13 protein-coding genes are annotated in these 21,962 nt (G+C 48.5%); 4 read left to right on the plus strand and 9 right to left on the minus strand.

The genetic code is table 11. The features are described from left to right. Positions 1–353 precede the first annotated feature (353 nt). On the plus strand, positions 354–1,637 hold the full coding sequence (locus JOE49_RS24375; RefSeq protein ID WP_028542196.1) for a pectate lyase family protein: 1,284 nt from the start codon (positions 354–356) through the stop codon (positions 1,635–1,637). Between the two features lie 146 nt (positions 1,638–1,783). Here JOE49_RS24375 and JOE49_RS24380 read toward each other — a convergent pair whose 3' ends face one another. The 5 genes from JOE49_RS24380 to JOE49_RS24400 all read right to left on the minus strand — a co-directional run bounded on the left by JOE49_RS24380 (position 1,784) and on the right by JOE49_RS24400 (position 12,209). Continuing rightward, entirely contained in the window at positions 1,784–2,851 is a 1,068-nt protein-coding gene (locus JOE49_RS24380) for an ABC transporter ATP-binding protein (RefSeq protein WP_013311421.1), read from the minus strand. Between the two features lie 214 nt (positions 2,852–3,065). Next, entirely contained in the window at positions 3,066–4,445 is a 1,380-nt protein-coding gene (locus JOE49_RS24385; protein WP_076264786.1) for a HAMP domain-containing sensor histidine kinase, read from the minus strand. Positions 4,446–4,447: 2 nt separating this feature from the next. Continuing rightward, positions 4,448–5,158, minus strand: coding sequence for a response regulator transcription factor (locus tag JOE49_RS24390; RefSeq protein WP_023989808.1), 711 nt, complete (start codon positions 5,156–5,158; stop codon positions 4,448–4,450). A gap of 168 nt (positions 5,159–5,326) precedes the next feature. Beyond that, positions 5,327–5,821: a hypothetical protein gene (locus JOE49_RS24395; protein WP_209943285.1), complete on the minus strand. Its 495-nt coding sequence runs from the start codon at positions 5,819–5,821 to the stop codon at positions 5,327–5,329. A gap of 157 nt (positions 5,822–5,978) precedes the next feature. Then, positions 5,979–12,209 carry a WIAG-tail domain gene (locus JOE49_RS24400; RefSeq protein WP_209943287.1) on the minus strand — a complete coding sequence of 2,077 codons (6,231 nt, stop codon included), beginning with the start codon at positions 12,207–12,209 and terminating at the stop codon, positions 5,979–5,981. A 189-nt stretch (positions 12,210–12,398) separates the two neighbouring features. On the opposite strand from JOE49_RS24400, the gene fabV reads away from it, so the two are divergent. Together fabV and JOE49_RS24410 are read left to right on the plus strand one after the other, a co-directional pair. Beyond that, positions 12,399–13,586: an enoyl-ACP reductase FabV gene (gene fabV / locus JOE49_RS24405; RefSeq protein ID WP_160789627.1), complete on the plus strand. Its 1,188-nt coding sequence runs from the start codon at positions 12,399–12,401 to the stop codon at positions 13,584–13,586. 298 nt (positions 13,587–13,884) lie between these two features. Next, complete coding sequence (locus tag JOE49_RS24410; RefSeq protein WP_023989813.1) at positions 13,885–14,037, plus strand: DUF1540 domain-containing protein; 153 nt, start codon at positions 13,885–13,887, stop codon at positions 14,035–14,037. 154 nt (positions 14,038–14,191) lie between these two features. On the opposite strand, the gene JOE49_RS24415 is transcribed toward JOE49_RS24410, so the two are convergent. Beyond that, positions 14,192–14,431 (minus strand): hypothetical protein, encoded by a 240-nt coding sequence (locus tag JOE49_RS24415; protein WP_160789626.1) that lies wholly within the window; start codon positions 14,429–14,431, stop codon positions 14,192–14,194. Between the two features lie 93 nt (positions 14,432–14,524). Beyond that, positions 14,525–14,896 (minus strand): DUF4190 domain-containing protein, encoded by a 372-nt coding sequence (locus JOE49_RS24420; RefSeq protein ID WP_025720792.1) that lies wholly within the window; start codon positions 14,894–14,896, stop codon positions 14,525–14,527. A 223-nt stretch (positions 14,897–15,119) separates the two neighbouring features. On the opposite strand from JOE49_RS24420, the gene JOE49_RS24425 reads away from it, so the two are divergent. Further along, complete coding sequence (locus JOE49_RS24425; RefSeq protein ID WP_076157561.1) at positions 15,120–15,707, plus strand: hypothetical protein; 588 nt, start codon at positions 15,120–15,122, stop codon at positions 15,705–15,707. Between the two features lie 12 nt (positions 15,708–15,719). Here the strand turns inward: JOE49_RS24425 and lpdD are convergent, their stop codons facing one another. Both lpdD and JOE49_RS24435 read right to left on the minus strand, forming a co-directional pair. Then, on the minus strand, positions 15,720–16,067 hold the full coding sequence (gene lpdD, locus JOE49_RS24430; protein ID WP_068942071.1) for a prenylated flavin chaperone LpdD: 348 nt from the start codon (positions 16,065–16,067) through the stop codon (positions 15,720–15,722). A 306-nt stretch (positions 16,068–16,373) separates the two neighbouring features. Continuing rightward, on the minus strand, positions 16,374–21,881 hold the full coding sequence (locus JOE49_RS24435) for a S8 family serine peptidase (RefSeq protein ID WP_209943289.1): 5,508 nt from the start codon (positions 21,879–21,881) through the stop codon (positions 16,374–16,376). Positions 21,882–21,962 lie beyond the last annotated feature (81 nt).

The raw sequence follows: 21,962 nt of genomic DNA on the forward strand, positions 1-21,962 counted from the left end.
AGTGCCATCCCAGTCTACGATAAATGAGCGATTTCTTAACATTGGACATCCTTCCTTTTGGATTGAAATCGTTAACATTCTGAGAAAAATACAAAAACAATTCCATATATTCATATATACATTTCCTATTCTGTGTGATTGTTAACGTTTTCATTATTACATATACGTCTTGATTGGAAAAAGAAGGGGTCTATTGAATTATATAAAAAATTCGACAAAAATTTTAGTATGTAACTTTTATTATATTAACAAATACTGGAACACAAAGTATGATAGAAAATGTAGAAACCACAGGAGCACCCGGGACTCCCTTCGTTCATCTACTCCATTAATCCAATATACGGAGGTATTTTATGAAAAAGAGATTTTCACTCGGAATCGCAGCGGCTCTACTGTTCACTACTCTGGCTCCTATAGGTGCACCTGCTCATGCAGCCAGCGATATTGGCAAGGAGACGCTCGGCAGCAAAAACGGATGGGCAGCCTTTTCTACAGGCACAACAGGTGGAGCTACGGCGACTACCTCCAATATTTTCACCGTAACGAATCGCAAGCAACTTGTCGATGCTTTGGGCAAAAACAGCAATAGTACGCCTAAAATCATTTATGTCAAAGGCACGATCAACGCCAATGTCGATGACAATAATAAACCGTTAGGATTGAACGACTACAAGGACTCTAAATATGAGTTTGACGCCTACCTCAAAGCGTATGACCCGTCCACATGGGGTAAAAAGGCCCCGTCTGGCACATTGGAAAAGGCACGTGAGGCTTCACAAAAAAATCAGGCCAGTCGTGTCGTCATTGAAATTCCGTCCAATACTACGATTGTCGGTCTAGGAAGCGACGCGGTCATTAATGGCGCAAACTTCCAACTAAAAAAAGGGACAGACAACGTTATTATCCGTAATATCGAATTCCAGGATGCCTACGATTATTTTCCTCAGTGGGACCCAACGGACGGCAGTACAGGCAATTGGAATTCGGAATATGACAGCATTACAGTTAACGGCGCCACACATGTATGGGTAGACCACAATACCTTCAATGATGGGTCTCACCCCGACAGCCAAAATGGCACCTTTTACGGCCAAGAATACCAGCATCATGATGGACTTCTCGATGTGATTAACCAAGGCGATCTGGTTACTGTTTCTTACAATCATTTTTACGATCATGATAAATCATCGATTATTGGCAACAGCGACAGTAAAACAGCAGATGAAGGGGCTTTACGTGTAACTCTGCATCACAACTATTATGAAAACACGGTACAACGCACACCACGCGTGCGGTATGGACAAGTCCATCTGTACAACAATTACTATACTGGTGATGTAAAACGCTCCGAATATCCTTCACTGTATATATGGGGCGCAGGTAAATCCTCCAAAATCTTCGCCGAAAACAATGTCATTGACGTTGCCGGTTTAACTGCAGCTAAAATCGTGACTGTCTTTGGAGGAACTGCCCTGTCAGATACGGGCACAATCCTGAATGGACAAGCTGTTAACGCAGGCTCCAGCGCGGGTCTTAGCTCCTCTGTAGGCTGGAAACCATCGCTGAACGATAAAATCTCCCCATCCGCCAGTGTGAAGGCAGAAGTCACTTCCCAAGCCGGTTCCGGTAAGCTGTAAGCACTGCCCGCTAACACAAATAACCACAGGCGCCTACAACCTGCGATTTTACACCAAAAAGGCTGTTTCCTCCGTAGAATGATTCCACACGGAGAGAACAGCCCTTTTTTTATTTTTCATTTGTTTAATTACAATTATAAAACGCCTTAACTGCCGTATTGTTCTACCAAAACCGGCTTTTCAAATGCGTTATCCAGCTTGCGAAGTTTAGCCTTTACCGCTTCTGGTGGCTCAACCGCAGGCGCATCTGGATGCAGCAACCATGATTTCACAAAGTGCGTATCGGATAATTGAAAGAGTGGAGGCTCTTTCTCAAAGTCAATTTTCATAGCATAAGAACTGCGGGCTGCAAAAGCATCCCCTACAGGTGGGTGAAGCAGATCCGGAGGTGTTCCCGGAATAGCTGCCAGCTTCTGACCATGGCTGTCCAAACTTGGCATAGAAGCGAGAAGGCCCCATGTATATGGATGTTTCGGGTTATAGAAAATTTCATTAACCGTACCTGTTTCCACGATTTGTCCTGCGTACATAACGGCAACGCGATCAGCCATCTTCGCCACAACACCGAGGTCATGAGTAATAAAGATGATGGAAGTATCGATCTTTTTCTGAAGATCCTTCATTAGCTCCAAAATTTGAGCTTGAATCGTTACGTCCAACGCAGTCGTCGGCTCATCGGCAATCAGAAGTTTCGGATTAGCAGCCAATGCCATCGCAATGACGACACGTTGACGCATACCGCCACTAAATTCATGCGGATATTGGTTAAAACGCTGTTCAGGATGTGGAATACCTACCAGATTCAGCAACTCAATACCCCGCTTGCGAGCAGCATCCTTGGATATTTTTTCATGCTTGAAAAGCACTTCCGTGATCTGCTTGCCCACTTTCATCGTCGGGTTAAGCGAAGTCATTGGGTCCTGAGAAATCAGGCCAATTTCCTTACCACGAATTTTTTGCATCTGCTTCTCTGTTTTATTAATCAGCTCTTGTCCGTCAAACATAATTTGACCCTTTTGATAAATGCCCGGAGGGGTCGGAATCAACTTCATAACAGCTTGTGAGGTTACGCTTTTGCCTGAGCCGGATTCGCCCACAATCGCCAGCGTCTCTCCTTTATTGACATGAAAGTTTACGCCACGAATGGCCTGCACTAGTCCCTGACGGGTCTTGAAAGATATCGTTAAGTCCTTCACTTCCAAAAGGCGGTTCATCTCATCACTCTTTCATTTATTATTCATCACTATTATTGACCACTATCTAAAAAAACGACGTCCATGAGTCAAGGTATATACGATTAATTTTACTCAGTTTAGTACCTACCAGTCAAGCAATATCTAAAATATCATCAAAAACCTTTCACACCATGTTATATAAATGGAATGTTTGTCCGAAAAAACGATCATTTTTAACCATTTCTGTACTCATTTATAACATGCGCTGGATATAGCTGAAGCGTGCTCCACCCCATGGCGAACGTGTGCAGAGTAGTTCTCCGTTCAATCGGGTAGCAATTTGACGACAAATAGCCAATCCAAGACCTGTGGCACCATTCGAGCCCGCATAGAATCTTCCAAATACCTCGGCTGCCTCTTGTTCGGTCAGCCCTTCCCCATCATCATCCACATGCATAACCCATACAACCTCCGGTGTTGTCCCTGTCTCCAAATGAATGACAACCTCCGTAGAGGTGTGCCGAACTGCATTTTGCAACAAATTCAATATCATACGGAACAATTGCTCGGCTGGAACGGCCACATGCAGGCCCTCTCCCTCCACTCGAAGCGAGATAGAACGTTCAGCAGCCACCGGCATCAATAGATGAACAGCATCCTCCGCCATGCTTCTAAGATCAACCAGAGAGACAGGCCATTCTTCATTCAGCGCCTCCAACCTCGATAGCTGCAGCAGCTTTTCCACCATATCAATTAACCGCTGGGACTGCACTTTGATGATACTCAGCCCCTCGTCCTGGGATACCACTTGATCCTGAATGGCATATACATAGCCTTGAATCGACATTAACGGTGTCCTTAGCTCGTGAGATACATTTTGCAGGAATTCAATTTGACCGTGGTGATGGTGCTGAATACGGGCGGACATGGAATGAAAGGTACCGATCAGCTCGCCAATCTCACTTTTATCCGCCTGCGGAAAATCACTATCCTGCGGCTGATTCGGTTCGTAGTTGCCTACCGCCTCCTTCAATCGTTTGAGCGGACGCACCAGACGTGAGACAACCATCAGACCAATGACGAGAATCACCAAAAAACCCGCGATGATAGACAGTAATGTGGTTCTCATTAACGGTACATACAGTGCTCGCAAAGAAGATAAGGGTGAGTATACAAAAATACGAAAAGGTTGTCCGGGCAATTCTTCATTCGTAAACAGTACCTTTTTACCTTGAAGCACAGCCACCCCTTCATGTGTAGCGGTCAGATCCTGGGCAGACGGATGAACCGATGCAAAAAATCCTTGGCGGATCAAAAGCAAATGCTCTATCTTTTTGCCTTCCATTCCAGAGACGCTTGAGTCGATGATGCGGTTATCCGTGCTTAAAATAAAGTAATCGGCAGATAAAAGCACGCCCTTGATAACATAGTTAAATTCAGCATTATCCAGTCGATCAAAGCCTCCGTCACTCATAATATGGACGGCTTTGCGCGCCTGCTCATGAAGCTTGGATTTGGCCTGATTCACCAGAATGTCGTCGATAAGCCTGATGAATAAGACCACCGTAATACAGACGGTAATAAGCATGGCGATGGTCAGGGAAAGCAGTATTTTAGCTCTCATCGTACGCATGGTTACAACTCCTGAACCGTTGCTTTATATCCGAAACCCCATACGGTGTTAATGACGAGCGTAGAGTGATATTCAGCTAACTTTTTACGAATCCGCTTGACCAAATCATCCACGACTCTCACATCACCTATAAAATCATAGCTCCACACCTGCTGAATCAGATGTTCCCTGCCGAAAGGTCTTTCCAGATGATTCGCAAGAAACAACAGCAGGTCGAATTCACGTGAGGTCAAATTTAGCTCTTGTCCGTCCACTGTGACTTTACGAAAGTCAGCAAAAATACACAGATTGCCCGCATGGCATATATCTGCGCTTTCTGCCGCTTGCCTATCGTCTGATGCAGACATTCCGGCCTTGCTCAGTCTCAGCATCGCTTTGACCCTTCCTACCAACTCCCTTGGATTAAAGGGCTTGGTCAAAAAATCGCTGCATCCCAGCTCCAGCCCGTGAATACGGTCGTTTTCTTCTCCACGGGCAGAGATCATAATGATCGGCATTTCCGTAAACTCGCGAAGCTGAGTCAGTAGAGAAAGCCCATCAATGCCAGGCATCATAATATCAAGAACGAGACAATCCGGACGGTTCGTACGGATATGCTCTACCAGTGTTTTACCACTGGAAAAGGAAGTGACCTCGTAGGATTCTTTTTTCAAATATTCAGATATTAATTGCAGAATGAACACATCGTCATCCACTACTACTATTTTTGTCATGACCTTAACCCCTTGCCGTTGTTCTGGATGCTTCCATCCTCTCTTTAAGCTTAACAGAAGCCCAGCAGAATAGACAAAAGACGGGTACACCGTTCCCGGTCCCGTCTTTCTTATCATGAATCGCTGCTGTATATGCCAGGCGAGCTGAAAGCTAATTACACATCAATCTTATTTCTTGGTTGTTACTACTTTAGCAACTGATTTTGGAGCTGTTTTCACTGTTTTTGCTGGGACTGCTTTTTTAACTGGAGCTTTGTGAGTCAATTTTTTAGCTACGACATGATGTGCACGAGTTTTATGAGCTGTTGCTTTGTGTTTAACAACATTATGTTTTTTTGCATGATGTTTAACTGCACGGTGCTGCACTTTCACTGCTTTTGTTTTGTGGCTTGCCACTTTTTTCGCAACGGATTTTTTGGCAGGGGCTTTCTTTGCTTTGGTTGTTGTTTTATGAGCTGTTGCAGCTTTTTTAACGGGTGCTTTCACCACAGGTGTTTTCGTCACAGGTGTTTTGGTAGCCGGAGTCGTAACCGCAGGAGCTTTGATCGCTGGTGCAGTGCTCGCTGGAGTCGTTGTTGCTGTAGCGGCGAATGCGCTGCTTGCTCCTCCCAATACACTTACTACGGTTAATACGGCTGCTGCATTTTTAGTCCATTTTTTCATGATTGAATCACCTCTCCTTTAAAGTATCTTTAGCTTATCAGGAGAATTCGGGATAATTGTGGAGCAAATGTGTGAAAAGTATATGAAAAAGCGTGCAGCCCTGTATTTAGAAAATACATGAGTCTGCACGCTATGAGTTTTACAATAACCATCTTCACTAACCGATGGCGATCCAGGAAATAATACCGTAGTTATGCGCGGTTTCGTTCCACTTGGTTACGACGATCACTGCTCCATTCGGCGTCTGAGATTTCAGCGTCGCATGAAAGAGAGGATGGTTCGTCATCGCTACCAACGTGTAGTCCGGGTTTACAAAAGGCTCTCCGAATACAATGGTTACTTCCGTCTCTCCTTCACTGCCTTTCAAAAGAAACGGCGCTCTGCCAAACTGCTGCAATGCGGGCTGATTCGCACAAGTACGGACCGGAGTGATGCTCAAATGCTCCGGCTTCACTGCGTTCAGCTCCAGCTCACGTGAGCCTACCGAGCCTTCCACCAGATGATGACCTTCAATGCTCTGCTCCGCCACATGATGGCTTTGTACCGCAGCAGCCTGCAGATGCTCTGGTCCCACAGCTTCCGGGCTTAGCACCTCGCTGTCGACGGCCTGAGCTTTCAGATGGCTGCGAGATACACTGTTTGCCTGAAGTCTGTCGCCACTGACACCTTCCTCTGGCAAAAGTCCCGAGAGATGTATATCTGTGGACAGCTGAGCCAGTGTCACCGAGCCCGGCTTTAGGTGATGCGAATCAATAACTTCCTCTCCAATGTGGTGGCTTTCAATAGCCTCCTCAGCCACATGGCGAGACTGTACCGTTCCATCTGCCAGCTTGCTGGACGTCACCGCTCCTTCCTGTATAGCATCCTCAGCCACCGCCTGCCAGCCTACATGCTGTGTCTGAATAGCCCCTGCTTGCAGATGCTCCGACTGGACTGAATCGAGCGCGATATGCCTGGACTGCACCACGCCCTCTGCCAGTGCGGACCCTTGGATCGCCCCATCGGCCAAATGTTGAGCGTGTACGGCATGCTCCGTCAAATGGACGGAGTTTACGCTGGCTTCTGCCAGATTCGAAGCACGCACCGCCCGAAGCGCAAGCTTCTCAGCGTTCACGCTGCCTGCCTGGAGCGCGTGAACTGATACACTACCCGGCGCAATATGCCGGGTCATCACTGCCGAAGCCTGCAAATGGGCAGAGGTGACGGATTCAGGAGCCAGATGGCTCGACTGGACGGCCTCTTCTGACAAATGATTGGCTTGCACCGCTTCGTCCGTAATATGCCACGGCTGGACAGAATGAGGAGATATTTTGGCAGCAGTCACGCCATCATCCGCCAGCTTGCCGGACGTAACCGACTCATCCTGCAAAGCATCAGTTGATATTGCTTGAGAGGCGATATGCACACCCTGAATGGTTCCAAGGTGTAGATGGTGCGGCTGAATGGACTCCGGTGCGATATGCACGGACTTCACTGCCCCCTCTGCCAGCGCTCTGTCCTGTACTGCGCCAGGTGCCAAATGCCGAGGTTGTACGGCATGCTCAGACAACTGTGAAGGACCGACGCTTCCTTCCGCGAGATTCGTTGCTTGGACCGAGCGGGCCGCCAGCTTTTCCGAGGTGATGCTTTCTGCTTGAAGCGCACGACCTGACACACTGTCAACGGCCAGATGTCTCGCAAACACCGAGGAAGCCTGTAAATGATCAGAGGTGACGGATTCCGGGGCCAAATGGTTCGACTGGATGGCCTCTTCTGCCAAATGATTGGCTTGCACCGCTTCGTCTGTAATGTGCCACGGCTGGACCGAGTGGGCAGACAGCTTGGCGGCAGTCACGCTCTCATCCGCCAATTTGTCGGACGTAACGGATTCATTTTGCAAAGCATCGGTCGATATCGCCTGTGAGGCGATATGCACACCCTGAATAGTTCCCATTTGCAAATGATGCGACTGGATGGACTCCGGTGCGATATGCACGGACTTCACTGCCCCCTCTGCCAGCGCTCTGTCCTGTACTGCGCCAGGTGCCAAATGCCGGGGGTGTACGGCATGCTCAGACAACTGTGAAGGACCGACGCTTCCTTCCGCGAGATTCGTCGCTTGCACCGAGCGGGCCGCCAGCTTTTCCGAGGTGATGCTTTCTGCTTGAAGCGCACGACCTGACACACTGTCAACGGCCAGATGTCTCGCAAACACCGAGGAAGCCTGTAAATGATCAGAGGTGATGGATTCCGGGGCCAAATGGTTCGACTGGATGGCCTCTTCTGCCAAATGATTGGCTTGCACCGCTTCGTCTGTAATGTGCCACGGCTGGACCGAGTGGGCAGACAGCTTGGCGGCAGTTACGCCCCCATCCGCCAATTTGTCGGACGTAACGGACTCATCCTGCAAAGCATCGGTCGATATCGCCTGTGAGGCGATATGCACACCCTGAATGGTCCCCGTTTGCAGATGATGCGACTGGATGGACTCCGGTGCGATATGCACAGACTTTACTGCCCCTTCTGCCAGCGCTCTGTCCTGTACTGCGCCGGGTGCCAAATGCCGGGGGTGTATCGCCTGCGTGGACAGATGTGAAGGGCCGACGCTTCCTTCCGCGAGATTTAACGCTCGCACCGAGTGTGCCGCCAGCTTTTCCGAGGTGACGCTTTCTGTTTGAAGCGCACGACCTGACACACTGTCAACGGCCAGATGTCTCGCAAACACCGCCGAAGCCTGCAAATGGGCAGAGCTGACGGATTCCTGGGCCAAATGGTTGGACTGGACAGCCTCTTCTGCCAAATGTTTGGCTTGCACCGCTTCGTCTGTGATGTGCCACGACCGGACTGAGTGGGCAGACAGTTTGGCAGCAGTCACGCCTTCATCCGCCAATTTGTCGGACGTAACGGACTCATTCTGCAAAGCATCAGTCGATATCGCCTGTGAGGCGATATGCACATCCTGAATGGTTCCCGTTTGCAGATGATGCGACTGGATGGACTCCGGTGCGATATGCACGGATTTCACTGCCCCTTCTGCCAGCGCTCTGTCCTGTACTGCACCCGTTGCCAAGTGCCGGGTGTGTATCGCTTGCGTGGACAGATGTGGAGGGCCAACGCTGCCTTCCGCGAGATGCGTCGCTTGCACCGAGTGTGCCGCCAGCTTTTCTGAGGTGATGCTTTCTGCTTGAAGCGCACTACTGGATACGCTATCCGGGGCCAGATGGCTCGCAAGCACCGCTGAAGCCTGCAAATGGGCAGAGGTGACCGATTCCTGGGCCAGATGATTGGACTGAACGGCTTCTTCTGCCAAATGTTTGGCTTGCACCGCTTCGTCTGTAATGTGCCACGGCTGGACCGAGTGGGCAGACAGCTTGGCGGCAGTCACGCCCTTATCCGCCAGTTTGTCGGACGTAACGGACTCATCCTGCAAAGCATCGGTCGATATGGACTGTGATGCGATGTGCTCTCCCTGAATGGTTCCAATTTGCAGATGATGTGGCTGGATGGATTCCGGTGCGATGTGCACGGACTTCACTGCACCCTCTGCCAGTGCTCTATCCTGTACTGCTCCAGCTGCCAGATGCCGAGTGTGCACCGTTTGCGCAGAAAGATGTGAAGGGCCGATGCTGCCTTCCGCGAGGTTCATTCCTTGTACCGAGCGCGCTGCCAGCTTTTCCGAGGTGACGCTTTCCGCTTGAAGCGCACGACCTGACACACTATCCGGGGCCAAATGTCTCGTGAGCACCGAGGAAGCCTGTAGATGCACCGAGGTGACCGCTCCTGCAGCCAGATGTGCCGAATCCACGGCCGCCACAGCCAAATGGTTGCTTTGTACAGCTTCGTCCATAATATGTCCGGACTGCACGGCATGGGCAGACAGTTTCGTGGGAGTTACGCTTCCCTCCGACAGTTTGGCAGAGGTGACCGATTCATCCTGTAAGGCCGGAGTCGCTATAGCCTGCAATGCGATATGCTCTCCCTGAATGACCCCGCTTTGCAAGTGCTCCGATTGGATGGATTCGGGCGCAAGATGTGCAGACTTCACAGCATTCTGGGCTAATTCCGTCTCCTGTACTGCTCCTGCTGCCAAATGCCGAGTGTGTACGGCTTGCGCAGCCAAATGTCCGGGACCCACGCTATTTTCCGCCAGATTGGGAGCCTGCACAGCACGGGCCGCTAGCTTCTCAGAGGTGACACTTTCCGACTGAAGCGCATGACCGGATACACTGTCGGGGGCGAGGTGTTTGGTTTGGACCGATGCAGATTGCAAATGATTAGAGGTGACTGATTCCGGAGCGAGATGATTCGCCTCCACCGCTTCAACAGCCAGATGGTTACTCTGCACCGCTTTATCCGTAATATGCCACGGCTGCACGGAACGAGCAGACAGCTTAGAGGAAGTAACACTACCCTCAGCTAACTTAGGAGCCGTAATCGCCAAATCATTGATTTTATCCGTGGCCACACTTTCCGGCGATAGTTTCAGCGAAGTAACAGCATGATCCTGCAAATGATGGGAGTACACCGCTCCGCTGGCCAAATGCGCGGTTTGAACAGCGCCTTCACCTAGTATGTCCGCGGTAACGGACTGTTCTTGCAAAGCCGAGGTTCCAACACTGTCTTCCCCAAGATGTTTGCTCAAAACAGAACTCTGGGCCAGATGGGTCGAATCGACGGATTGAGCCTGCAATGCCTTTCCACCCACACTGTTGTCGGCAAGGTGGTTTTCACGAATTCCCCCCGTTGCAATGTGTACGTGTGTAATGGCTTGAGAGGCAATCTTATTTCCGGTTACCGCCCCTTTGCCAATTTTAGGTTCTGTCACTGCTTCGTCAGCGATTTTGTCAGACTTAATCGCGCTCGAAGCAATGTGATTTTCCTTGACAGCATGATTCGCCACATGGTGTTCCAGAACTGCTCCCTTCCCTAATTTCTCGCTCGTCACAGCCCCGGAATGCAAATGTTGCTCCGTAACCGCCTCCGATGCAATATGATTCTTTCGAATGATTTCGGACTGGAGATGCAAGGAAGAAACTGCCTCCGGAGAAATTTGTGGACCTTGTATGGCTGCTGTAGCAATATGTCTGGTAAGTACCGCCTCATCGGCAATTTTGTGTGGTAATATGCTCTGATCCGATATCTTGGATGAAGTGACGGATTGATCGACAATTTGCAATGAGCCTACAGACTGATCTGCCAGTTTATTGGACTGAATACTCCGATCCGCCAGATGGCGGGCTGTCACTTGGCCCGTTCCAAGCTGCTCTTCCCCAATGCAGCCAGGACTCAGATGCTTTCTTTCAATCGCTCCAGCCTGAATGTGTACACTGGTAACTGCCTCCGACTCCAGATGACGCCCGCTGACAACGCCTTCCTCCAACTGTTCCTTGCCCACAATTCCATTGGATAGCTGCTTGCGATTAATCGAACCGGGGGCCAGATGCCTTGCATGAACGGCATGCTCTGTCAGGTGTGCACTCTCAATGCTGCCAGCTTGGATTTTAGCCGCATCCACAGCCCCATCCCGCAGTTTGGAAGTGGTCACAGATTGATCGCCCAACTTGGAGCTATCGACAGCTTCATTAGCCAAATTGTTCGATTGAATCGTACCACTGCGAATTTTATCAGAGGTAACCGCCTGATCTTGAAGCATATCTGAAGATACGATCCATTGCTTGAAGTGACGGCTCTCAATGGAGCCATTCGCAATATGATCGCCGCTGATAATCTTATCAGCCAGCTTTTCTGGAGTGATGCTACCATCTCGAAGTTTTTCACCACCGATAGAGCGATCCTGCAATTTACTGCCTGCCACAGATGCGTCCGACAGATGTTCCACCGTAATGGAGTCCGGGGCAATCTTCGAAGAAGTCACAGCACCGTCGGCTATCTTAATCGTTTGAACGGCATAATCCGCCAGAGATTCCGTGTGGATACTCTCTTGCTTCAGCTTGCTGGAATCTATGGAAGCGGGAGCGATCTTCTCACCCGTTACAGCGAGATCGCTCAAATCGTCTGTATAAATGAAAGCGTTGTTTACATGCGGAGCCTTCTTATTGCTCAAAATTTCCTCCACATCAATTGGATCAGGTTCTGGTTCTGGCTCTGGCTCCGGCTCTGCTTCTAGCTCTGGGGGTTCCTCCATCGACACTTGAGTCTCCTCTGCATCCGCAAATTCAACCTCCGTCTCATGCGAAGCCTCGACTTCAGGTTCGACAACAGTCTGTAGCTCCGGCTCCTCTTTGGTTGGGGGAGGCGGAGAAGCAACTTGATGAAGTCTTGCTTCTGTCTCCCTCTCCGCAGGCTGTGGCTTCACGCGATGTATCATACTTAATTCATTCATATCCGGGTCAATTACACTATAGAGCGGCTTTTTGTTTCTTATGGTTTTGCGGCTCTTATTCTTCAAGCAGCTCTCTCCCTTCTCATATTTATCGTTACAGCATCATATGCAGGCACTTAGGCACTTGCCACCCCGTGCAAGGATACACTTTTGGGTAAAAAGGATACTTACTAAAATCCACGTTTGAAAAAAAATAGTTAAAAGTTAAAATAGTAAGGGTGAAGATCGCTACAAGAAGAGAGGAATTACAATAACATGATTATCAAACCAAGAACACGTGGCTTTATCTGCACCACTGCTCATCCGGTGGGCTGTGCCCAACATGTTCAGGAGCAAATTGACTATGTACAGGCCCGTCCTGCTATCCAAGGACCCCGTAATGTACTTGTGATCGGGGCATCTGCCGGATATGGGTTGGCCTCTCGCATTACTGCCGCCTTCGGTGCGCGTGCCAATACAATTGGTGTATATCGCCCTAGTAATGCTACCGCCACACGTACAGCATCGGCAGGCTGGTACAATTCTGCTGCATTTGAAAAAGCTGCTCAGGAAGCAGGGCTTAAATCCTTAAGCGTAACAGGCGATGCCTTCTCGGATGAGGTCAAATCCAAAACGGTGGAAGCCATTCGCGAAGAACTGGGACAAGTCGATCTGGTGATTTACAGTGTCGCTTCAGGTCGTCGTACAAATCCCCGCACAGGCGAAACGTTTAATTCCGTGCTCAAACCTATTGGTAAGCCTTACACAAACAAGACCGTTAACTTCCACACCGGGGAAGTCAGCAGCGTGACGCTTGAACCCGCAACAGAAGAAGAAGTACAAGCAACTGTAGAGGTTATGGGTGGTGAGGACTGGAAATTGTGGATTAACGCCTTGCGTGAAGGCGGTGTATTGGCTGATACTGCAACGACCTTCTCTTTTTCGTACATCGGTTCAGATATTACACAAGCCATCTACAGAGAAGGCAGTATCGGAAGTGCAAAGGATCATTTGGAGGAGACAGCACATCAGCTGAACGATCAGCTGAAAGTTACAGGCGGACGCGCCTTCGTCGCAGTCACCAAAGGACTCGTTACCCAATCTAGCTCCGCTATCCCTGTCGTTCCTCTGTATATTTCTGCTTTATATAAGATAATGAAGGAAAAAGGGCTGCATGAAGGGTGCGTAGAACAGAGCTACCGCCTGTTTGCTGAGCGTCTGTACGCACCAGAAACTCCTGTAGATGAAGAAGGACGTATTCGTATTGATGATTGGGAACTGCGCGAAGACGTACAGGCAGAGGTTGAGAAGATATGGGAGGCGCTGACGACCAACAATATCTACGAATTGTCAGATCTTGAAGGATATCGTCACGAATTTTTCCAACTGTTCGGCTTTGAGTTTGAGGGCGTAGACTATGATGCTGACATCGATCCCATCGTAAGTATTCCTAACGTGCGCTAAGTCTTTTCATATCGTCATTATGTCAGAAAAACAAAAAAAGCTGTTCTCCAGCAGAGAAACATTTCGTTCTGCATGGAGGACAGCTTTTGTTTTTTAATTAAAAGGGACACTTGTGTCCGCTTCGAACTGCAAAAAGAAGCAAACATTGCAATTTTAAAATTCATTTGATATTGTACAAGTAGGCATAGCAAAGTCCCTCTTCCTAACAAGAGGGTAAACACAGTTGGACAAGTCCTACCTTGACTGACCGTGATTATATTTGCTCAGCCCACCACATCCATATAAGGAGGTGTACAACATGGCAAAAGACGTTCTGTGTGAAGTCAATTCATGTACGCACTGGGCCCAAGAGAATAAATGTAGTGCTAGCTCCATTTACATCGTAAGCAACAGACCTGAAGACACTCACAAATCCGAAGAAACAGACTGCAAAACCTTCGAAGCCAAGTAAATCTTTGATTTCAAGCCTAGTTTTATAATGAAGGAGCCCATGCCCGGGTTCCTTCTTTCTTATGATATTCTAACAATAATGATAATTATTATCAAGTCCTTTTTCGGTACAGAAAAAATGCTATTCGCTTGTATACAATCATTTCTCTGCTACTTTATAAATCCAAGCCTAAAAGGACACTGCTGTTCTCTCTAAAGACAAAAAAAGAAGCGTCGCTCTGAACGATTCGCTTCTTGTGCTTGACCTTTTGTAATTGTTCTTGCTTGGTCGGCTTCACTCGTATGTGCTGTGAAATCTCGCCATAATGGTCATTCGTTTTGCGGCTTTGTGCCGCGCAATAGATTCCAGCGCGTTTTGCCTTGCTCAGCGCTTTTTGTGTTTGAGTACGTGCCATACGGCTTCACTCTCCTTCATTGGACTCCTTTTATCATAGCATCCAATCGTCAAATCGTGAATGGTTTGTCTGACTCAAGCATTCTTCAATTCATTAAATGTCTGAAAAAATATCCGGATCGCCACTGGAGGCCGCTACAATAAAAACAATAACTATAAAAATGATGATTAGTGTATAAATCAGTGTACCGATAATACTACATACCAGTCCAGCAATGGCCATACCTCTGCCTTGCTCGCCATGACGGTTAATTTCCTTCAGGGAAAGACTGGACAAAATAATACCCACAATTCCGATAATCAATCCAATATAGGGAATGACAACAGATAAAATCCCGAGCACCATCGAGGCAACAGCTTTACTATTCGTAGGTGGAACTACTGGGGGCGGGTTAAATGGGGCGTTATAATCGTTCGTCTCCTGAAAAGGATCGGAAGATCGAGGCTCCTTGTACAAATCACTCATCTGTTAAATTCAACTCCAATACGAAAAATAGCAATTATATAAGTTCTAGGGTACCACAATCTTACAAATCAGGACAGTACTTATTTCGAATTTTTAAATTAGAACGTTAAAAAGAAGAAACCTAGCGATATTATCACTTTTTGAGGTAACCGGGCATACAGTATTTTACCTGTTACAGATCAATTGCGCTCCATGAGAGCATCCTACCAAGGAGGTCGGAGCTATGCTATATCGTGCAACATCCCGCAGAAAGGGCTCGCCTCACAAACGTTTAAATGCAGACACACTTAGGAAAATATCCGCTGCCATGCTGCCCTTTTACAAAGCTATTGCAACTCGACGTGCGTTTGCAGTTCAATGGTCACGAGCTGTCGTTCAGGGCAACTTGGATCGGATGAAATCCCTTCTCTGCTCAGTAGCGCCATTTGCCGCCAAACAAGGCTTAGGCACGAATGGCATCGGCTACTTTATTTCCTTTTTAGCTCAGCCACCGATGCTCTATTATACGAATGGAACGACGATTCCACCGGGGACTGTGCAGTTTACGTTTGAGCCGAGAGTTCATCGCGCCATTGCAAAAGCCGTTTTTCCGCTGTATCGCGAATTGGCACGCAATCCATGTTTTGCTTCTGCCTTTGCCAAAGCGATCAACAGACAAGACCAGCGTGCAGTTCATGTCATGATCCGTAGTTTGATTCCATCCTCTGCGCTGAAATCCGTACAAATTGAGGATGATGGCTTTGCATTGCTATTTAAGTATCCCTTTAGTAAGTACCCATATCGCAATCTGCTCTTTCGGGAGTTCACTTAAAAAGGTATGCTACTAGCGTGCTTGCTTGAGTTCTCCAATGAGCTCTTTTCCCAGTTGTATAGCCATATCTGTCAGCACTCGGATTTCGTCCTTGGTTGCATGATCTAAATGTGCCCCGCAGCAAATGGCAAAATTGCCTGCAAACTCTTTTCGCAAGCGAACTGCAATTTCTTCGGTAATATAAAACTCCTTGTGATTTTGCAATTGCACAGTTTGAATCGGCTCGAGTCTGGCCCCTGCTGTAATCGTTCCCAAATGAGGCTGATCACCGCCTGAAATGAGTACAATGATATCTTCCCCCATAAAATAGGCATCCAGCTCTAGACGGATACGTCCGCTTTCTTTTTGCAAATGAATCAATAGGATCCTCTCCTGCTAAAAAAATATTATTCAGGATTTTGCAAAATTCGATTCCAGTCGCTCCAAAGTGCAATATATAGACGAACTAGACCATTTCGATCTATATATCGTTTATTGAAAATCGCTTATTGGATTTTTGCAAAATCCTCTATTGTGAAACGATTCACTTTATAGAGTTCTACTCATTGTACCGCTTCTTGAACGGTTCGACAATTTAAAAATGGCCCACAGCAGCCTCTATAAACCGTGGCTTGCTGTGGGCCTTCATTGTTATTCTAAAAGAAGCATTTCCTTTCCTACTGGCTGTTAACGGATCGTGATCGTATGCACAGTCTTACCACTTGCGCCGTCATTATCCGTTACCGTTAGCTCTACGGTATACGTTCCAGCTGTGGTGAATTTATGCTTCACCTTGGAACCGACCGCCGTATCGCCATCGCCAAAATTCCAGCTGTAACTAACGATCTCACCGTCTACATCACGGGAAGCTTTGGCGTTAAATTGTACATTTTTGTTCTTCTTAGCTGATTCATTAGCCTGAATAATGGCTACCGGCTTCTCATTGGATGGATTCGGATCAGGGTTCTGTCCTCCACCATTGGTTACATACAATCTTCCCGGTGCCTCCGTCTCCACTTCATTTCCCGCTGCATCCCTTACCCGGATCACGATGACTCCGCCCTCCAGGTTCAGAGAAGATGAAGTGAAATAAGTACCTTCATAGTGGCCTGACGAAGTTTCATTTAATGGAATATCGTTGCGGCCCAAAGTGGACAGGTTGAAAGGCAGCTCCACATGGAAGGACGCCTCCAAACCGGATGCACTGTCAAAGGATACTCGTACCGGCTGCCCTGGAGTAATACGCACATCCTCAGCAGGGCTAATGTTTTCAAGCTTCGGCAGAGCTGTATCGACATACACCGAGCGCGTAACACTTGTTTCGTTTTCGGCAAGATCCTTGGCCGTCACCGTAATTTGATTTTCACCTTCGTTGATAAGCAACCGCTTGTTAAAGCTGCCGTCACTTCCAAATTCAGCGGGCTCACCATTAATCGTCAATTCGGTGAGGAACTCGTCATACACGGTACCGACTACACTGACTACACCCGCGTTTGTACGGGCCCCTTCATCAGGTGAAGTCAGGATCAGACCCGGTTTAGTCTGATCGAGTGTCACAACCACCGTTTCGGAACGATCCGTTAATTTGCCGTATACCGCTGCTTGAACACTTAGCGGATTAGCTCCTGGTTGAAGATCAACCGACAAACTGAAGTGGCGATCCTTCACTTTCGTTGTGCCAGCCAGCTCCTTACCGTTAAAGAGCTGAATATCGGCTCCTTCTGCCGGGGAAGTTCCTGTTACGGTAATCGACTCTTCCTGCGTATACGTAGCCTTCGTAGGAGTCGTAATCGTTGGAGCATTCACCGGATATCTGACGATAGCCCGGATCATGTAGTTCCCTTCCTCCTCAGGTGATTGGCTCCATGCGCCGCTTACACCTTGCCAGCTGCGAAGTGCATTCGGGCCACTCTCATCTGTAGCAAGACCCGGCGACTGTGTGCCCACAGCAGACTGTGTATATACGATGTAGAAGTCACCTTGAACCGTCACCGGTTCTGGAAGCTGCACTGTCGTCCATTGTGACTCATCCCGCACGGCAGTCCCGTCGAATGGACCAGCCAATAATCGTCCAGGCGCTCCTGCCGCACCGGAGGCGTCATAAACAGAATATTGGAATGCCGTTCCTCCCGGATTCGGGAAGGCAGAGTTCCAGAACAAAAGCGATGCTCCCGTCACTTGAGCCACTTCCGACTCAGGCGTCATTCTGACTGCCCATGAATTGCCTGCCGCGTTAAAGGCTCTGGCATTTTCTCCTGTCCCGTCATCGTAAGCAATGCCTCCCTGGAACCCGATGAAAGGTTTCAACGTGACATTCGCTTCCACACTACCGTTCGGAGGAGCAATAACAGATACACTGTCGCTATAATAATTCTCAGCTGAAATGGACAATGTGTATGTTCCTTCCAGCACGTCCAGCGTAAATTCTCCAGCCTCATTCGTCTCTACCGGAGCAATACGTGCATCCTCCAGCACCAACACTTTCGCTTTTTGGATCGGTTCACCGGATTGTTTGTCGGTAATGACCCCGTGAATCGTACCGTGAGGTATGGCCTGAAGGCTAAAGTTTGCTCTAATGACTTTGTTATTCTCAATCGTGACTGCTTTCGTTTGAGGCACGTAACCATAGGCTTCAGCCTTCAGCGTATAGTCGCCCGCTACATGGGTGAAGCTGTATTTGCCCGTGGTCGGATCCGTTTTCACCGAACGTCCGGTTTCCAATACCGTAACCGTAGCGCTGGCTGGAAGACTGTCGAGCCCGACACGTCCACTCTCCACCGTTGTTTCTGCCGGCTTCACTTTCTCCTGGAATTCACTCTTTTCAGTGCTTGTAATTTTGTACAGTGGGAATTGTTCTTCCGCTTTTTCCAGCTTGGTATTCGACTCAGGTACAATGTCCTTGGTCACTGTCGCAGCTGGAATGCCCAACACACGGAAATCGTCAATGTACCAGCCGTTCTTGTTCACACTGTTATCCGATTTCAAACGGAAGCGAATTTGGATCTCATTGCCGGTGTAGCTATCCAGATTGTAATAAACCGGAGTCCACTTTTTCCCATTCGTATTGTGAGAGAACTTGCCCAGCTCGCTCCACGTGTCGCCATTGTTTTTGGACACTTCCACATAACCGTAATCATAGCCAGCCTCAATTTCAAACCAGTGATTGAAGGTCAGTGTTGCGTTGCGTACAGCCTGCAAATTAATTTTTGGAGAAACCAGCGAAAATTCAGCTCCGTTCTCATAATTGCTATCAAGATCGGTTGCCCACACATTTGGTCTGGACACTGCGCTTTCTGGTCCTACTTCCTTGGGAATGCCACGTTCCCACTCATCCTTGGTACCGGAATGAGTCCAGCCATTATCCGAGCTGCCGTCAAAATGATCGCTATACAGCGTATCCGGCACGTCTACTCTCAGAGAAGCCTCATTTGACTTGATTCCTTCATTGCCACTATAATCCTCAGCCGCCACTGCATAATGATAGGTCGCTCCACCGACCGTGATGGTATCTGTGAGTGTCAGTGCTGAGGTTGTACCGATAGAAGTATAATTTTTGCCTGATTGGGTAGAACGATACACCTTGTACTGCTTCACATCTTCATCGGAGGAAGCATTCCAGGCCAGTGTGACGTTGCCCACAGTATCGGCTTCAGCAGTCAAATTGCTCGGCGCAGCAGGTGCAACGGTGTCTGGCTCCTGAATCGACAGATCGTCAATATACCAGCCATCTTTCACAACCGTATTGTCACTAGTAAAGTTGAAGAGGAGGTATACCTTTTGACCCGCGAATGCCCGCAAATCAAGATATTGTGTTTTCCAGCCATTGCTGGTGCCGGTAAACGATAATACCTGCTCAAACGCATTCTGATTGTTTGTGGTTGCTACGTACACTTTGCCGAAATCAGAATTATTTTCAAGATCGTACCAATGCTTGAAGCTGACCAGTGCCCCTTTTGAGCTCTCGGTCAGATCAATCGGAGGGGCCATAAAATAACTGTTGGAGTTGGCCTGATATTGGCCTTCGAGATTAGTCGCGATGACCTTTGTACCCGAATGTGCGCTTTTAGGGCCGCTTGTCGGAGTTCCCCATTTCCAAACACTGCCCTGTCCACCGATATTAATACCGGCAATGTCTTTTTCAAAGTCTTGTGTGTAGCCTGGTTTTACGCCTTTGGAGATTTTAACCTTGTATACTTCAGTTTCAAATCCGTTATTACCGTAATCATTTACACGAATATAGTATTCCAGACCAGCGCTGTCCACCAAAAAAGTCGGGATGGACGCTTGATATGTACCATCTTTGCTGTCGCCGGAGGTCCGTTCCAACGGAATATATACATAGTTTGACGTACCTGCTGTTTTGGCAAATGCCTCAACGGCCGTCACGCCGACATCATCCGTTACATGAGCAGTCAGAGGTATATCAATACCCTCGAATGCCGCTGCGGGCGGTGTATGCTCGAGAACAGGTGCTTCCAGATCGTCGCCACCCGTTACAACTTTACCAGACACGGAGCCCAGACCTTGCATGACCGAACCGACTGCATCCAGCGCATTAATGACACCATGTCCGTAGCCATTGTTTGGCGAAGTAGGATATGTGCTGTCCGTGCGCGGTGTAGCTGTGTTCATCAAAATTTCCTCAAGCTGGTCTACGGTAAGAGAATGATTCGCTTGCAGCAACAGAGCTGCAAGGGCCGCAACATGAGGTCCCGCCATGGAAGTACCGTTATACCCGCCTTTATAGCCGCCACCAGCCACAGATGACCGGATATTTACACCCGGCGCGGAAACTTCGGGCTTCACCTCACCATAGGGTGATGGTCCTAACAAGGAGAAGCTGGCTAGATTATCATTGATATCCGTGGCTCCAGTAGCGAAGGATTCCGGATAGTTCGCCGGATTGGCTACCGAAGCAGGTCCGCCCGGATTGGAAAGAGAGGTATTACCTGCGGAGAATTCAGGGAAGATTTGAGCATCCCGCCATGCCTGAACCACAGGCCGGAACCATTCATCAAGACCCGGTCCGCCTCCCCACGAGTTGTTCACTACGTCTGGAGCAAGCTCGGGATGAAGATTCCCTTGGGCATCTTTTGGCGCAAGCAGCCATTGACCGCCATCCAGTATAATCGCATCCGTCGTTTCCGGATTAAAAATCCGAACCGCAATCCACTTCGCACCAGGTGCAACGCCAACTCGGTTCGTTCCGTTTTCCTCAGAGCCGACCATCGTGCCCATCGTATGTGTACCATGGGAATCGTCTTCCTGATCGACCGGAAGCGTTGCATGACTATGCGGATCGTACCAGCTCAGCTCGGGATTCACGACATTGCCTGCCGCGTCCAGACCCCGCCATTTGCGATGAAGGGCCGGATGTGTATAATCTACACCCGTATCCAGATTGGCGACCACGATTCCGGTTCCGTCGATTCCTTTCTCCCACACTTGTGGTGCGTTAATATGGGATATGTTCCATTCCACCGTAGATGGGTCTACAGCGTTCTTACCTGCATTGCCAGGCTTAGCCGATGTTTTGCCATCGTCCTTCTCCAGCTCTACAGCTTTCTCTACCGTTGCAGACTTCGCCGTTGCTGCTGTCGCTGTTTCAGCTGTTTCAGCCGTTTTGGCATTTGCTCCCTCTGCTTGCTTGTCAACCGTCACCTTTTGCAGATAACGCGTTTCATTCGGCAAGACTTTATCGACCTCAGGCAGCTGCGAAATATGATCCAGCACCTCCTTGGTGCTTGTTACAGCCAATGCATTGACAATAAAAAAGCTTTTATATTCCTTCACTCCGCCGCTCTCTGATTGCTTATCCAAATAATTTTCAAGCCCATATTGGGTTCTTGAAGCGGTTTCACGCAGAGAGCTGATCACATGGCTACGTGCAGCCATTTTGGCAGCGGAAGGTGTTATTTTCTCAAGTGAGGCCTTTTGGAGAGCATTTTTGGAAACCTTGTTGGTGTCTACCTGTTCTTTTAATTTGACCAGATAGGTAACATAGTTATTCTCCTCAAACTGTTTGGTCAGTTTTGGGGACACCTTCGCGGTCGTGACCTTGTGCGAGGCAGATTTCAGCTCCAGCTTGGAGCCATCCGGTGTGTTATTCGCCAAAGCAGGTTGAACAAAGGAAAAGGCCATTAGTAAAGATAGTCCGATAGATAGCGGTTTCTTGAATCGTTTAGGTTTAATCAATTACTTCTCCACTCCTTTTACTAGGTTTAATGTTTCTGGAATAACCTGTACAGAGTAAGACCTCATGCCTAGCACATCAAA

Origin of the sequence: Paenibacillus sp. PvR133 (assembly GCF_017833155.1) — a bacterium.
Taxonomy (GTDB): domain Bacteria; phylum Bacillota; class Bacilli; order Paenibacillales; family Paenibacillaceae; genus Paenibacillus; species Paenibacillus polymyxa_B.